The organism is Fuscovulum sp., from assembly GCA_035192965.1.
Taxonomy (GTDB): Bacteria; Pseudomonadota; Alphaproteobacteria; order Rhodobacterales; family Rhodobacteraceae; genus Paragemmobacter.
In genome coordinates this window covers 1,811,239-1,824,355 of sequence record CP136571.1, presented here as the reverse complement: position 1 = coordinate 1,824,355, position 13,117 = coordinate 1,811,239, and the positions used below count along the sequence as shown (strand labels likewise).

The 13,117-nt window shown below is 60.6% G+C and carries 12 protein-coding genes and 1 pseudogene; 6 read left to right on the top strand and 7 right to left on the bottom strand.

From position 1 onward, the window contains the following. Positions 1–6: 6 nt before the first annotated feature. Positions 7–639, bottom strand: a pseudogene (locus RSE12_08985) (tyrosine-type recombinase/integrase). A gap of 288 nt (positions 640–927) precedes the next feature. After that, positions 928–1,098, bottom strand: a complete 171-nt coding sequence (locus RSE12_08980; protein ID WRH64434.1) for a hypothetical protein — start codon at positions 1,096–1,098, stop codon at positions 928–930. Here RSE12_08980 and RSE12_08975 point away from each other — a divergent pair. The 5 genes from RSE12_08975 to RSE12_08955 all read left to right on the top strand — a co-directional run bounded on the left by RSE12_08975 (position 1,097) and on the right by RSE12_08955 (position 5,864). Next, complete coding sequence (locus RSE12_08975) at positions 1,097–1,921, top strand: oxidoreductase (GenBank protein WRH64433.1); 825 nt, start codon at positions 1,097–1,099, stop codon at positions 1,919–1,921. The genes RSE12_08980 and RSE12_08975 overlap by 2 nt on opposite strands. 9 nt (positions 1,922–1,930) lie before the next feature. Continuing rightward, on the top strand, positions 1,931–2,773 hold the full coding sequence (locus RSE12_08970) for an alpha/beta hydrolase (protein ID WRH64432.1): 843 nt from the start codon (positions 1,931–1,933) through the stop codon (positions 2,771–2,773). 33 nt (positions 2,774–2,806) lie between these two features. Next, positions 2,807–3,775 (top strand): enoyl-CoA hydratase/isomerase family protein, encoded by a 969-nt coding sequence (locus RSE12_08965; GenBank protein ID WRH64431.1) that lies wholly within the window; start codon positions 2,807–2,809, stop codon positions 3,773–3,775. 66 nt (positions 3,776–3,841) lie between these two features. After that, on the top strand, positions 3,842–4,846 hold the full coding sequence (locus tag RSE12_08960) for an NADP-dependent oxidoreductase (protein WRH64430.1): 1,005 nt from the start codon (positions 3,842–3,844) through the stop codon (positions 4,844–4,846). A 286-nt stretch (positions 4,847–5,132) separates the two neighbouring features. Continuing rightward, positions 5,133–5,864: a hypothetical protein gene (locus RSE12_08955; protein WRH64429.1), complete on the top strand. Its 732-nt coding sequence runs from the start codon at positions 5,133–5,135 to the stop codon at positions 5,862–5,864. Between the two features lie 124 nt (positions 5,865–5,988). On the opposite strand, the gene RSE12_08950 is transcribed toward RSE12_08955, so the two are convergent. From RSE12_08950 to RSE12_08930, 5 genes are all read right to left on the bottom strand, one after another. Next, positions 5,989–6,669 carry a TetR family transcriptional regulator gene (locus RSE12_08950; protein WRH64428.1) on the bottom strand — a complete coding sequence of 227 codons (681 nt, stop codon included), beginning with the start codon at positions 6,667–6,669 and terminating at the stop codon, positions 5,989–5,991. Continuing rightward, on the bottom strand, positions 6,666–9,698 hold the full coding sequence (locus RSE12_08945; protein WRH64427.1) for an efflux RND transporter permease subunit: 3,033 nt from the start codon (positions 9,696–9,698) through the stop codon (positions 6,666–6,668). The genes RSE12_08950 and RSE12_08945 overlap by 4 nt, the downstream gene beginning before the upstream one ends. Then, on the bottom strand, positions 9,698–10,738 hold the full coding sequence (locus RSE12_08940) for an efflux RND transporter periplasmic adaptor subunit (protein WRH64426.1): 1,041 nt from the start codon (positions 10,736–10,738) through the stop codon (positions 9,698–9,700). The genes RSE12_08945 and RSE12_08940 overlap by 1 nt, the downstream gene beginning before the upstream one ends. After that, the gene (locus tag RSE12_08935) at positions 10,738–11,799 is read right to left on the bottom strand and encodes an efflux RND transporter periplasmic adaptor subunit (protein WRH64425.1); all 1,062 of its coding nucleotides are present in this window, start codon (positions 11,797–11,799) and stop codon (positions 10,738–10,740) included. Before RSE12_08935 ends, RSE12_08940 begins: the two co-directional genes overlap by 1 nt. A 196-nt stretch (positions 11,800–11,995) precedes the next feature. Then, complete coding sequence (locus tag RSE12_08930; GenBank protein ID WRH64424.1) at positions 11,996–12,559, bottom strand: TetR/AcrR family transcriptional regulator; 564 nt, start codon at positions 12,557–12,559, stop codon at positions 11,996–11,998. 111 nt (positions 12,560–12,670) lie between these two features. On the opposite strand from RSE12_08930, the gene RSE12_08925 reads away from it, so the two are divergent. Next, positions 12,671–13,114, top strand: coding sequence for an alpha/beta hydrolase (locus tag RSE12_08925; GenBank protein WRH64423.1), 444 nt, complete (start codon positions 12,671–12,673; stop codon positions 13,112–13,114). Positions 13,115–13,117: the final 3 nt, after the last annotated feature.

Below are 13,117 nucleotides of genomic sequence, written 5' to 3'. Positions count from 1 at the left end.
AGTTGTTCAGAGTTCAATCCCCTCCGAGAGCGTCAAGGCGTCCTCAAGATCGACGCCAAGGTAACGCACAGTGCTGTCCATCTTCGTATGTCCCAGCACCAGTTGGACGGCGCGCAGGTTCCCTGTCTTCTTGTAGATCTGCGCCACCTTGGTCCGGCGCATTGAATGGGTGCCGTACGCGCTCGGCTCGAGACCGAGCGACGTGACCTATCCGCGAACGATCCGCGCATACTGACGGGTAGACAGGTGCGGGCTGCCGTGGAGCCGGCTTGGCCACAAGAACTCAAGGCCGGTCATCTCGGGATCGTTGACCCACCTTTCGAGGGACAGGCGGGTGGTCTCGGTGATCTCGAACCGGACCGGCTTACCCGTCTTGCTCTGCACGATCGATGCACGCTCTTTCGCGTGCCCAGCCGCGAAAACATCAGTGACCCGGATGCTCACCAAGTCGCAGCCCCTTAGCTTGCTGTCCACGGCTAGGTTGAACAGCGCGAGGTCGCGCACGGTGCCTGTCATCTCGAGGCGAACCCTGATGGACCAGACATGTCGGGGCAGCAGTGGTCGCTTCTGACCGACGATGCAGCCCTTGTTCCAGGCGACGCGGTCAGGGCGGAGGGCAGGAAGAAGATCAATGGACATGGGAGTACCTCCTGTCCACCGGGCCCACCCTTCTTCGGTCTTGCCGACGCTAGCAGGGTATCACGATTAGAGGCGTCGTGTCCTCGCATAGGGCGGAAAGCGGACATTCCTTCCGTTCCGCTGGACTCTGTCTCACCTTCCTGAACGGCCATTCGTCCGTTCAAGGATGAAAAGCAAAGCGCCGAACAGAGACTATGCGCCTCGATGCGGCCTCGTTCCTGCGAAAAGTACAATCCCCGTTCCCCGCCTCTCGCCCGTCACCTTCCCCTCTGCCGACGTCTTGGCGGGCTAGAAGCGGTCAATCTGGAGGCCGTGCATCTTTCTCGCAGCATAAGAAAAATGACGCTTGACATTAATGATGATAATCATCATTGAAGCGTAAAGATGATGAAAATCATTAAAAAGCCCGATGCGCTGCCAATCCAGCGGCGCGGGCCGCACAATGGAGGGGACGACCATGGCGACCTACCTAACCAATGCAAAGAAGACTGCCTTCGTGACTGGCGCCTCCAGCGGGATCGGCAAGGCTGCGGCCGTGGCGCTGACGCAGGCGGGCTACCGGGTGATCGGGACCAGCCGGAGCGCGGCACCGGGCGAAATGCGGGGCGGCATCCGCATGATCGCCCTTGATGTGACGGACGAGGCATCGGTCGCCAAGGCCGTGGCGCTGGCCCATGCGGAACTTGGCCAGATCGACCTTCTGGTCAACAACGCGGGCTATGCTGTGTCCGGGGCGGCCGAGGAAAGCTCGGTCGAACAAGTGCAAGCCTTGTTCGACACCAACTTCCTTGGCGTCGTCCGGGTGACCAATGCGGTTCTACCAATCATGCGGGCGCAAGGACGTGGCCGTATCCTGAACGTCGGGTCAGTCATGGGCCTGATACCGGGGCCGTTCGGCGCTTACTACGCGGCCAGCAAGCACGCGATCGAAGGCTACTCAGAGTCGCTCGACCACGAGGTGCGCCCCTTTGGCATCCGCGTCTCTGTGATCGAGCCATGGGCCACAAAGACCGCGATCGAGGCGAACTCGCCCCAAGGCGACCGCCCCATTCCAGCCTATGCCCATACGCTGGCCCGCTATCGCGCCGCCTTCGATGCCGCGATGGCCGCCGGCGACACGCCCGAGGATGTCGCGGCCACCATCGTCGCCGCGGCACAGGATGGCGCGCCCCGCCTCCGCTACCCCTCGGGCAAGGCGGCGCGGCAGACATCCTTTGCCCGGCGCTACCTGCCGCGCGGGCTGTTCGATCGGTCGCTGCGCAAACAATTCAACATTGCCTGAGAGACAATCATGACCAGCCAATCCCGCTATCTCGACGCCGCAAACCGCTTCATCTCTGTCGCGGGAACCCGGCTCGCCTATCGTGAACTTGGGCCGCGCGGCGGTGTGCCGCTGGTGCTGTTGAACCATTGGGGCGCGGTTCTCGACAATTTCGACCCGCGCATCGTCGATGGCCTTGCCAGCACCCATCACGTGATCGCTGTAAATTACCGCGGGATCGGCCTGTCAGGCGGATCGGCCCCGGTCACCATCGACGAGATGGCGCGCGACGTCATCGCGATGGTCCACGCGATGGGGTTTGGAACGATCGACCTGATGGGCTTTTCGCTCGGCGGCATGGTCGCACAGGATGTGGTGCTGAAAGCGCCCAGTCTGGTCCGCAAGCTGATCCTGACCGGAACAGGGCCTGCGGGTGGTGACGGTATCGCCAAGGTCGGCAGGGTTTCATGGCCCCTGATCTTCAAGGCTTTGCTGACGCTGCGCGATCCCAAGACCTATCTTTTCTTCACCGCAACACCGAATGGCCGCGCGTCAGCTAAAGAGTTTGTCGCCCGCTTGGCCGAACGCAAGACCGGGCGCGACAAGGGCCCCACGCCCCGCGCCTTCCTGCGCCAACTGGCAGCCGTTCATGCCTGGGGGCGTCAGGCACCGCAGGATCTGGGGCGCATCACGATCCCGGTTCTGGTGGCCAATGGCGACAATGACATCATGGTGCCCACGCCGAACAGCCGCGACCTGGCCAGCCGCATCCCGGGCGCAGAACTGGTGATCTATCCCGATGCCGGCCACGGCGGGATTTTCCAGCATCACAAGGCTTTTGTGCCCAAAGCCCTGTCCTTCCTCGCCGCCTGACCCCAAAGCCACCAACCCAACGGACCACAGATCATGAATACCTCCCAAACCAAAAACCCTGCACCCAAGGGTGGCCATATCGACATCGAAACCCGCGGTCCGGTTCTGGTGGCCCGCATCGACGGCGGTCCCCATGCGCTGTTTGACGCGGCCCTTGTCGGCCAGTTGAAGGCGCTGGTGGATCGGGCCGACAAGGACCCGAACATCCACGCTGTCGTGTTCACCGGCACGCATCCCGAACGCTTCCTCAGCCATTCCGATGTCGAATGGCTGCAGCAGGGCGGTGTCGGCTTTCCCTCGATCAACACCACCATCGCCGGGATCGTCACGCGCATGGCGCGCACGCTTAACAACGTCCCGGTGATCCGGTCGCTGGAGCGATTGACGCGGCTGAAACCGCTGCTGGACCTTGACCAGTTCCACGCAACTTTTCTGAAGATGAATGCCAGCGGGGTGGTCTTCGTGGCCGCATTGAACGGCACCGCTCTTGCTGTGGGGGCCGAGTTTGCCATGGCCTGCGATGTGCGGATCATGGCCGATGGCGACTATGTCATGGGCCTGTCGGAAGTCTTGCTTGCGCTGACACCGGGGGGCGGCGGGTCACAGCGGTTGCCGCGCCTGATCGGCAATCAACGGTCGCTGCTTACCATTCTGGAAGGCAAGCCCTTCACCCCGGCCGAGGCCCTGGCCCTTGGCGCCGTCGATGAAGTCGTCCCCAAGGATCAGGTCCTGCCGCGCGCCATCGAACGCGCCGAATACCTCAGCTTGCGGGCCAAGAAATCCATCGGGGCGATCAAGCGGTCGATCTATTTCGGCACCACCTTGTCCTTGGAAGACGGGCTTCAACTCGAGCATGCCGAGTTCCTCGTCCGCGATCAGGACCGCGAAGCGCAAAGGCGAATGCTGGCCTATATCGCCGAAACCAACGCCACGGGCGAGCTGCCTTTGATGAACCGCGCCACCTATGCCCATGCCCTGAAAGTGGGCGGCATCAGCCTCTAGACCCGCGACAGAACCGACGGGTCCCTGACCCGACAATCCCTTCACAGTCCAATTCGAAAGACCGAAATGAAAGCCTTCATCGTCGAGAAGTACAAGAAGAACGGCCCCCTCCGTCTGGCCGACATGCCCGAGCCTGAGGTCGGGGTTAATGATGTGCTGGTGCGCATTCAGGCCACCGCCGTCAACCTGCTGGACAGCAAGGTCCGGGATGGCGAGTTCAAGTTGATCCTGCCCTACCGCCTGCCATTTATCCTTGGCCACGATCTGGCCGGAACCGTGCTGCGTGTCGGCGCCAATGTGCGCCAGTTCAAGGTGGGCGATGCGGTCTTTGCCCGTCCCCGCGATCACCGGATCGGCACCTTTGCCGAACTCATCGCCGTCGATCAGAACGATGTGGCGCCAAAGCCCGCGAGCCTCACGATGGAAGAGGCAGCCTCTGTTCCGCTGGTCGCCCTGACCGCATGGCAGGCGCTGGTCGAGGTGGGAAAGGTAAAGCCCGGACAGAAAGTCTTCATTCAGGCGGGTTCCGGCGGTGTGGGCACGATTGCCATTCAATTGGCCAAACATCTGGGGGCCACGGTGGCCACGACGACAAGTGCCGCCAATGCCGATCTGGTTCGCAGCCTTGGTGCCGATGTGGTGATCGACTATCGGACGCAGGATTTTGAACAGGTGCTGTCGGGCTATGATCTGGTGCTGAACAGTCAGGATCCCAAGACGCTGGCCAAATCGCTGAACGTCTTGAGGGCGGGCGGAAAGTTGATCTCGATCTCGGGGCCGCCGGATCTGCCCTTTGCCAAATCGCTGAAGCTGAACCTGTTCCTGCGGTTCCTGATGCGGATCCTCAGCCGGGGAGTGTTGAAAAAGGCCAAGGCGCGCGGGATCGATTATTCGTTCCTGTTCATGAAGGCCGATGGTGCGCAACTGGCGCTGGTGGGCAGGCTGATTGACTCAGGCGTCATCCGCCCGGTGGTGGACAAGGTCTTCCCCTTTGCCCAAACACCCGAGGCGATTCGTTATGTGGAAACCGGTCGCGCCAAGGGCAAAGTCGTGATCAAGGTCGCCGACTGATTGCAGTGCTGTAGTTGCTGATCGGGGGCCGCATCGCTGCGGCCCCCGTTTGTTATTCTGCGCAACGGTCCAGCGCGGCGTGGCAATCGGCCCGGCAGGTATCCAGAATCTCATCCACCAGCGCAGAGACCCGTCCGGGCAGGGGCTGTTGCAAACAGCCGACTTCCTGCGCGAGTATGAGAACCTGATCTGAGTTGGCCTATGCTGACTTGCCGCCGCAACGGTCCAGCAGATCGCAAACTGCCGAAGACTTCTTTCCTTTGTCGCCCACTTCAATGGCTGCCCCATGGCCAACTCTGTCAAGTTTCAACCCCAACCCGGCGGCGATCTGGTGCGTGTAAATGCGCCGATGGTGCGCGCGTATCAGACCGTCGCGGCCTATCAGACGCAGCATGGCGAGATCGGGCTGACCAAGTCTGGCGCTTGGAACCGACATTGCATTGATTGGGTCGTGCGGCGGATAGATTTTCCAAATTGGACCGCCGAAAACCTTTACTCAGTCAACAAGGTCTTGAATGAATACGACGTTCCGCCCTTGGAGTATCTGCGTGTCCTGCTCACCCTTTTGCGGTTGGGGCGCAAAATGGGCGGTGGCTGGCGGCTGACAAAGCCCGGCATGGTTCTGGCAGGCGATCCGGAAGCGGCCTTTGCCACCATCGCGCCCGCGTTCTTGTTTCGGTTCGACCATTCCGAAGGCATGCGCGCGGGTCTGGCGCCTGTCGGAGACTGGCATTTGTGGTTGCACGCGATCAACCGGATGCCTTGGGACGGCTTCACGCTCCCTGATCTGGCGAACCCCCTCTATGGCCCCAGTGCTGGCGGTGGGTGGCGTAGTCCGACGGGCGGGTTGTTCAGCGCTGTCGCTATGCCACTGGAGTGGGCTGGCCTGTTGACTCGGACTGGCAGCGGCGGCATCGACGAAATGATATGGCGCAAGACCCCGCTTTGGGTAGCCGGACTGGAATTCCAACCTCAGAGGATTTCGACAAATGTGGTGCCATTTCCCTCGCGCGGATGACCCCATTCGAAGGCTACACGACAACAGGCCAGATCACTGACGACGGCCATCATGTTCTGTTCACTCCTCGCGTTGCGCGGACATGCTGGTCGGCAGGATTGTGATTTCGGCTATTTCCCTATCCTCATTCGGACGGGTCAAGGGTAGGGGCCAGGGCAGAGCGTGCAATCAATCCGCTTTCTGGAGGTGTGACCCGCGCAACCGGCAGGGAGGCTAGCCGCAACGCTTCCTTTTCTTCCATCGCCAGCATCCGTAGTGCGGCGGCGATAAGCGTTGTGTCATCAAAGTCCACACCCCCGGCCTGATACTGCAGCCCTACCGCCATGACCCCGGCGAGCAAATCCACCGCAAGCTGGACAGGGACCGCGCCAAAGCGCCCTTCGCGCATCCCGTGCTCTAAGATTGGCGGCAAAAGGGCGGCCATCAGATTGCAACGCTGCAAGACGTTAAACCCGGTCCGGGCCGAGAATCGTGCTAGCATCGGATGGGCCGCGCTTATCGCCAGCGCCACTCGCAGCCCCCGCGCACAGGCCTCGGCGGGGTCGGCCACATCGGCCACTTCAGTTAGAGACAGGACCAGACACTCTTCAATCAAGGCATCCCGCGCCGCCACGATCAGAGCGGGGACGTCGACGAAATGGTTGTAAAACGTCCCCCGCGACACACCCGCTGCTTTGACGATATCGTCAATCACGGTGCCCTCGATCCCTTGGGCAGCTACTACCGTCACTGCGGTCTCGATCAATCGCGCCCGCATCTTCTCACGCCGTTGGGCGGCGACAGCAGAGCGGTGGTCGGCTTTCATTCTGGTTTGATCCGGAACACGAAGCAATAAAGCGCAGGCACGAAAAGCAGTGTCGACAGCGTGCCCACGATGATTCCGCCCATCATAGCATAAGCCATAGGCCCCCAAAACACCTGCGCTGAGATAGGGATCAGCGCCAGTGATGCGGCTGCAGCGGTCAGCAGAATGGGCCGTGCCCTGCTGTCAGTTGCCTCGAAAACTGCCTGCCAAGGGGTCGCGCCTCTGTGCCGCACTTCTTCTATCTCATGCACGAGGATGATGGAATTGCGGATAAGGATGCCAACCAGTGCCAGTACCCCTAGGATCGCTACAAATCCCAACGGTGCTCCAGACATCAGCAAGGCCGCTACTACGCCGATCAACCCCAACGGGGCCACCGCCAACACAACAAAACTACGCCGAAAGCTTTGCATCTGCACCATGACCAACGATACCATGATCAGCAGCATCACCGGAACGACTGCAGCGATGGGCGCCTGAGACTCCTCGCTGCTTTCCACTGCCCCGCCAAGTTCGACATGATAGCCCGCAGGCAAACCTGCCGCGAAGGCGTCTACTTTGGCGGCAAGCTGCGTCACTAGGGTGGCCGGCTGATCCTTAGTGCCAATTGACGCCTTGACCGTGACCGTGGGCACGCGGTTGCGCTGCTGTATGATCGGCTGTTCAAGTGTCCATTCCAAGCGAGCAAAAGAGACCAAAGGAATGGGCTGCCCCGCCGCATTGCCAAGTTGCAAGTTTAGCAGTGATGCAACTGAAGACCGGTCTTCCTTGGCGCCGCGCGCTACCACATTGATGAGCGTGTTTCCGTCACGCAGTTCGGTAACCTTTATTCCATCATAGAGGCTATTCAGAACACCCGCGACATCAGTCTGTGTTAGGCCCAACTGGCGCAGTTTGTCCTGATCCAAGATCACCTTGGCCACCCGCTCCGGTTCATTCCAATTCTGAGTGATCCATTTCAGCCGTGAATCCTGCGCAAGAACGGCTGACAGGTCGCGGCCTAGATCTGCCACCTTGTCCGGATCCGGACCAGAAATTCGATATTGCACCGGCTTGCCCACCGGCGGCCCCAATTCAATAAATTTCGGATAGATATCAATCCCCGGCATCGTCGCTGCCATTTCGGCGACCGCCGCTTTCAAGCTGTCCCGCGCGGCAAGATCGGGCGTCATGACCACGATCTGCCCAAGGTTGTCGGCAGGGGTAAGCGCATCGTACGCCAGAACGAAGCGCGGTGCTGTCGTGCCGACATAGGTGGACCAATAGCTGGCTTCCTCGCGCCCTGCCAGCCATGTGTCCAGTTCTGCCATGACCTCATCGGTGGCATTGAACGAGGCGTTCTGCCGCAGGTTCACGTCGATGATCAGTTCCGGCCTGTCGGACGTCGGGAAGAACTGTTGCTGCACAAACTGCATTCCGTACAGCGACACGCCAAAGACCGCGACCGTTACCAGCACGGTTAGTCCCTTAGCTCGCATCGCCCCGCGCAGGACCAAGTGAAACACTCTACGCACCCGGCCGGGGTCGGCAGAGTGATGCTTCATTGCCTTGGGCAAGAACGTCGTGCCCAAGATTGGCGCGAAAAGTACCGCGACGACCCAGGACAGCAGCAAGGAAATCACGATCACATAGAAGAGCGAAATGGTATACTCCCCCGCCGCCGAGGTGTTCAGCCCGATCGGAATGAACCCTGCCATCGTGATTAGCGTGCCCGTCAGCATCGGAAAGGCAATCGACGACCACGCCGCTGAAGCTGCCTTTTCCAGGCTTTCGCCCACTTCCAGCCGCGAGATCATCATCTCGATCGAAATCATCGCATCATCAACAAGGAGACCCAGCGCGATTATCAAAGCGCCAAGTGAAATCCGCTGCAGCGTTATGCCCATTATTTCCAGAATAACAAAGGTCAGCGCCAGAACTAGCGGGATGGTCATTGTCACCACCAGCCCGGCCCGCACGCCCAGCGAGATGAAGCTGACCCCCAGAACGATGACGACTGCTTCAACCAAGGCGCGCAGGAAATGATTGACGGATTCCTCCACCACCTTTGGCTGATCAGCGACCTTGTGCAGGTCTATTCCCACCGGCAGGGTCGGGGCCGTCTGATCCATCACCTTGTCCAGCGCCGCACCGAAGGCTTGCACATTGGCCCCGGACCGCATCCCCACGATCAGCCCGATGGCGGGCTTGCCGTCGAACCGGAAAAGCGACGTCGCGGGGTCCACATAACTTGAGGTCACCGTCGCCACATCCGACACTGTAAAGAACGTATTCCCCACCCGCAGTGTCGTTGCAGCCAACTCGTCGGAGCCGCTAAAGCTGCCCGAAACCCGCACCATCACCTTTTCCTGCCCCGTCCGGATCACGCCTGAAGGCACAATTGCGTTCTGATCGGCCAAGGTGTTCAGCACTTGCTGGGGATCCAGCCCCAAGGCAGCCAGACGATGGGCCGAGAACTCCATGTAAATCTCTGGATCCTGCGTGCCGATCAGATCTACCTTGCCCGCATCCGGCAATTGCAGGACAGCATCTTGCACCTGTTCGACCCAGTGCTTGGCCTCGTCCGGTGTGAAATCGTCATAGGTGAAGGCGTAGATATTGCCATAGACATCGCCAAAACTGTCGTTAAAGCCGAAACCTGCAAATTCCTTGGGGAAATTGCCACGAATATCGTTCATCATGTTGCGAACGCGCTGCCATGTCGCTGCCACTTCCGGGGCCTTGGTCTCTGGCGTCAGCTCCACATAGACTGTCGCGCGACCAGGCCTGGTTTCAGAGCGGGTGAACTTCAGGTTCTCCAGTTCTTGGAGCTTTTTCTCAATGCGTTCGGTGACCTGGGTCAGCGTCTCTTCTGCCGTGGCACCGGGCAGCACGGCCTGGATGATCATGGTCTTGATGGTAAAGGCCGGGTCTTCCTCGCGCCCCATGGCAAGGTAACCTATCGTTCCCGCGATCAAGGAAACGATCATCAAATACCAGACAAAAGACCGATGCCGCAGCGCCCAGTCTGACAGGTTGAAACCTTGCATCAGTTGATTCCTTCGCCAACACTTTGGCCTTCCGTTAGGGAATGTACGCCCCGCACCACGATTTCCTGGCCGCTCTGGATTCCGCCTGTTATGACGATGCGCGAGCCAGATGCAGCCCCCACAGTCACCGGTACCTGCGCAACATTGCGCTGGTCACCTACCACCCAGACCTTGCCGTCAACGATGGCACTGGCGGGCACGGTTATCACATCCGCAGCATTCGCCGCCAATTGAGCCGAAATTAGACTGCCAATGCGATACGATTCAGGTGGGTCCTGCAGGGTCAGGCGCAGGCGGCGGCTGCGGGTGCCCTTGTCGGCCACGGGTTCCACCAGCCGTAGCACGCCCTGCACCGGATCTGATCCGCGCCCAGTGATCGTGAAAACATCGCCCGGATTTAGCAATGCCAGAAACTCTGCCGGCACATCCAGCACGGCCTCGCGCCCTAAGATCCCAGCCAAAGTCAGAATGGGCGTCCCAACGGACACGACAGTCCCTGTCTCGACCAGAGTCGCCGTCACAATGCCATCGATTGGGGCTTTCAACTCAGAATAGCGCGCAGCGTCATTCGCCCGCGACAAGTCTGCCTCCGACGCCGTAACCGACGCCTTGGCCGTGTCCAACCCGGCCTGAGCGCTTTCCAACTGTGCAGCTGTAGCCACACCTCGCACCACCAACTGCTTGACCCGGTCATAGCTTTGTTGCGCAAACTGCGCCCGTGCAATGGCGCCTTGAAGGGCGGCTTCGGCGCTTGCCAAATCCTCGTTCAGCGTCACCTGATCCAATGTCGCCAGAACCTGACCTTGCGTGACCTTATCCCCCGCCGAGACTGGAAGGGTCGCCACTCGGCCCAAAGTCAGAAAGGCCAGGTTCGTCGTCACCTCGGCCTCGATTATGCCCGTAAAGCTGCGTTTTTGCACCGGGCCGGGGCTGACAATCTCGGTCACCACAGGGCGGGCAACTTCCTCGGGGGGGGCGGCATCTTCTGCCGAAGACAAAGTCGGGATCACTGTCAGGATCAGGGTGAGAAAACGCAGCATCAATTTGCCTCCTCGACCGAAATCACGACACGGCCCGGATACAGAAGTTGCGATCCATCGGTCACTACCCTATCCCCTGCAGCGACGCCGCCTGACAGTCTCACCGTATCGGCCCCATAATCCGCCACCGTCACAGGCTTTTGCGTCACAGCCATCGTCGTTGGGTCTACCACCCAAACCGCCGGTTGCCCTGCCAAGGCCGTGAGGGCGTTCCACGGTAAGGAAATCGCAGGCTGGCGCGGTAGGGCCACATGACCTGAAACCAGCGAGCCAAACACAACACCAGCAGGTACCTCACTTTCCAGGCGCGTCCGAACGATCACTGCACCAGTATCTGGGTCAACCAGCGGCGCCACCTCGGATATGGTCGCGGTCAAGGTGATATCCGGCTGGTCCACGACGGTCAGGCTGATCCGCACACCCAGAAACGCCTCCAGATTTGCGCCATCTGCCGCATTGAAGACACCCTCCAGCGCGCCATCGGCCGCCATGGACACCACCTTTTGCCCCGGATTGACCACCTGCCCTGGCTCGACCGCCCGAGCAGTCACAATCCCGGCCCGGGCCGCGCGCAGTACAGTGTTGCCCTGCGCCGTCAGAGCTTTGGACAGTTGCGCTTCGGCCTGATCGCGCGAGGCTTGCGCTGCCAATAAGCTGCGCGTTGCAGTATCCAAGTCGGCGCGCGTGCCCGCTCCGCGTGCCAGCAACTCAGTTGCTCTGTCGCTGGCTTGCTGCGCCTCTCGTAGCGCTGCATCCGCTCCGCGCAGGCTGGCCTGCGCCGCACGCAAGCCCGCATCGGCTTGCGTTGGATCAACACGGGCCAGCTCTTGCCCGCCAATCACCGACTCGCCCTGGCGCACAGAAACTGAAATGATCCGACCGCCTTGCGGGAAACCCACAGGGAATTCTTCGATTGCTTGCAAAGAGCCTGTTACAATCGCCTCGCCCGCATCAGCGATTAGGGTGGCGGTTACGGTACGAACCGGCAAAGGCTCGGCATTCGTGGCGACGCCATATGCAGCCCAGCCCAAAGTCGTTAGAATTAATCTGCCGTGACGCATTGAGGGGCCTCAACTACCAAACGAGCCTTGCGTATTTAAAAATGACGAACATGTCAATATGACGATAATGTCATAATGACGATCATGTCACTATGTGGAAACCGGCCGCGCCAAGGGCAAAGTCGTGATCAAGATCGCCGACTGATCGGTGTGCCGTAGCCACAAAAAGGGGCCGCATCGCTGCGGCCCCTTTTTGCTATTCTGCCTGACGGTCCAGCGTGGCGTGGCAATCGGCCCGGCAGGTATCCAGAATCTCATCCACCAGCGCAGACCCGTCCGGGCAGGCCCGTGACAGCACCACCGCACCCACCGCCTGTGCCAAAAGGCTGATGGCCTGCGCCCTTGCATTCGGCTGCCCGGCAAGACCGTGCTCCAACGCGGCAAACAGCCCCCCGATCCCCGCGCCAAAGACGGCCCGTGTATCATTCGGCAACCGCGCGGCCTCACCGCTCAGCGCTGCGGCCGAACACCCCTGCCCCCGCGCATCCCTATGTGCGCGTGAGATGTAGGCATCGATCACATCGCGCACGGAATAGCCGGCATAGTGCTCTGACGTCTCGATGAACCCTTTGGCGGCGGCCTCGGCGATCAGTGCCTCTTTTGACGCGAAGTGGTTGTAGAACCCGCCATGGGTCATCCCCGCCTTTTCCATCAGATCTGCCACGCCCACGCCATCAAACCCGCGCTCACGGAACATCTCCGAGGCGACAGTGACGATCTTGTCGTGGTTTTCCTGCTTCTTTTCCTTGGTGATCCGCAATTGAGCCCCCTTTTCACAGCCTATGATTTAAATGATGTCAATCATCATCGTTATCTTGACTCTATTGCTGATGAATATCATCAATAACCCATTCAACGCAAGGAGCAGATCATGCAAGTCAGCCATGCCACGGCGCAAACCCGGTTCGTCGAACGGGACGGCGCGCGTTTTGCCTATCGCCGCTGGGGCAATGCCGCCTCAGGGAAACCGCCACTGTTCTTGCTGCAGCATTTCCGGGGCGGGATGGATCATTGGGATCCGCTGATGACCGACGGTCTGGCTGCAGGGCGCGAAGTGATCCTCTATGACCCGCGCGGCTGCGCCTCATCCACCGGCACGCCGCGCGCGCTGATCGAGGATATGGCGGATGACGCGGCACAGGTGATCCGCGCGCTGGGGCTGGCGCAGGTTGATGTCTTGGGCTTTTCACTGGGCGGCATGATCGCGCAGGACCTGACCCTCCGGCACCCCGGTCTCGTGCGCAGGCTGATGCTCTTGGGCACGCAACCCCGCGGCGGCAACCCCGATCCGCACCCTAGGCTCCAGACTCATTGATCG

Bases quoted from the DNA above. Each gene is read 5' to 3' on its own strand.
- RSE12_08975 (WRH64433.1), top strand. From the start codon at position 1,097: ATGGCGACCTACCTAACCAATGCAAAGAAGACTGCCTTCGTGACTGGC.
- RSE12_08980 (WRH64434.1), bottom strand. From the start codon at position 1,098: ATGGTCGTCCCCTCCATTGTGCGGCCCGCGCCGCTGGATTGGCAGCGC.
- RSE12_08970 (WRH64432.1), top strand. From the start codon at position 1,931: ATGACCAGCCAATCCCGCTATCTCGACGCCGCAAACCGCTTCATCTCT.
- RSE12_08965 (WRH64431.1), top strand. From the start codon at position 2,807: ATGAATACCTCCCAAACCAAAAACCCTGCACCCAAGGGTGGCCATATC.
- RSE12_08960 (WRH64430.1), top strand. From the start codon at position 3,842: ATGAAAGCCTTCATCGTCGAGAAGTACAAGAAGAACGGCCCCCTCCGT.
- RSE12_08955 (WRH64429.1), top strand. From the start codon at position 5,133: ATGGCCAACTCTGTCAAGTTTCAACCCCAACCCGGCGGCGATCTGGTG.
- RSE12_08950 (WRH64428.1), bottom strand. From the start codon at position 6,669: ATGAAAGCCGACCACCGCTCTGCTGTCGCCGCCCAACGGCGTGAGAAG.
- RSE12_08945 (WRH64427.1), bottom strand. From the start codon at position 9,698: ATGCAAGGTTTCAACCTGTCAGACTGGGCGCTGCGGCATCGGTCTTTT.
- RSE12_08940 (WRH64426.1), bottom strand. From the start codon at position 10,738: ATGCTGCGTTTTCTCACCCTGATCCTGACAGTGATCCCGACTTTGTCT.
- RSE12_08935 (WRH64425.1), bottom strand. From the start codon at position 11,799: ATGCGTCACGGCAGATTAATTCTAACGACTTTGGGCTGGGCTGCATAT.
- RSE12_08925 (WRH64423.1), top strand. From the start codon at position 12,671: ATGCAAGTCAGCCATGCCACGGCGCAAACCCGGTTCGTCGAACGGGAC.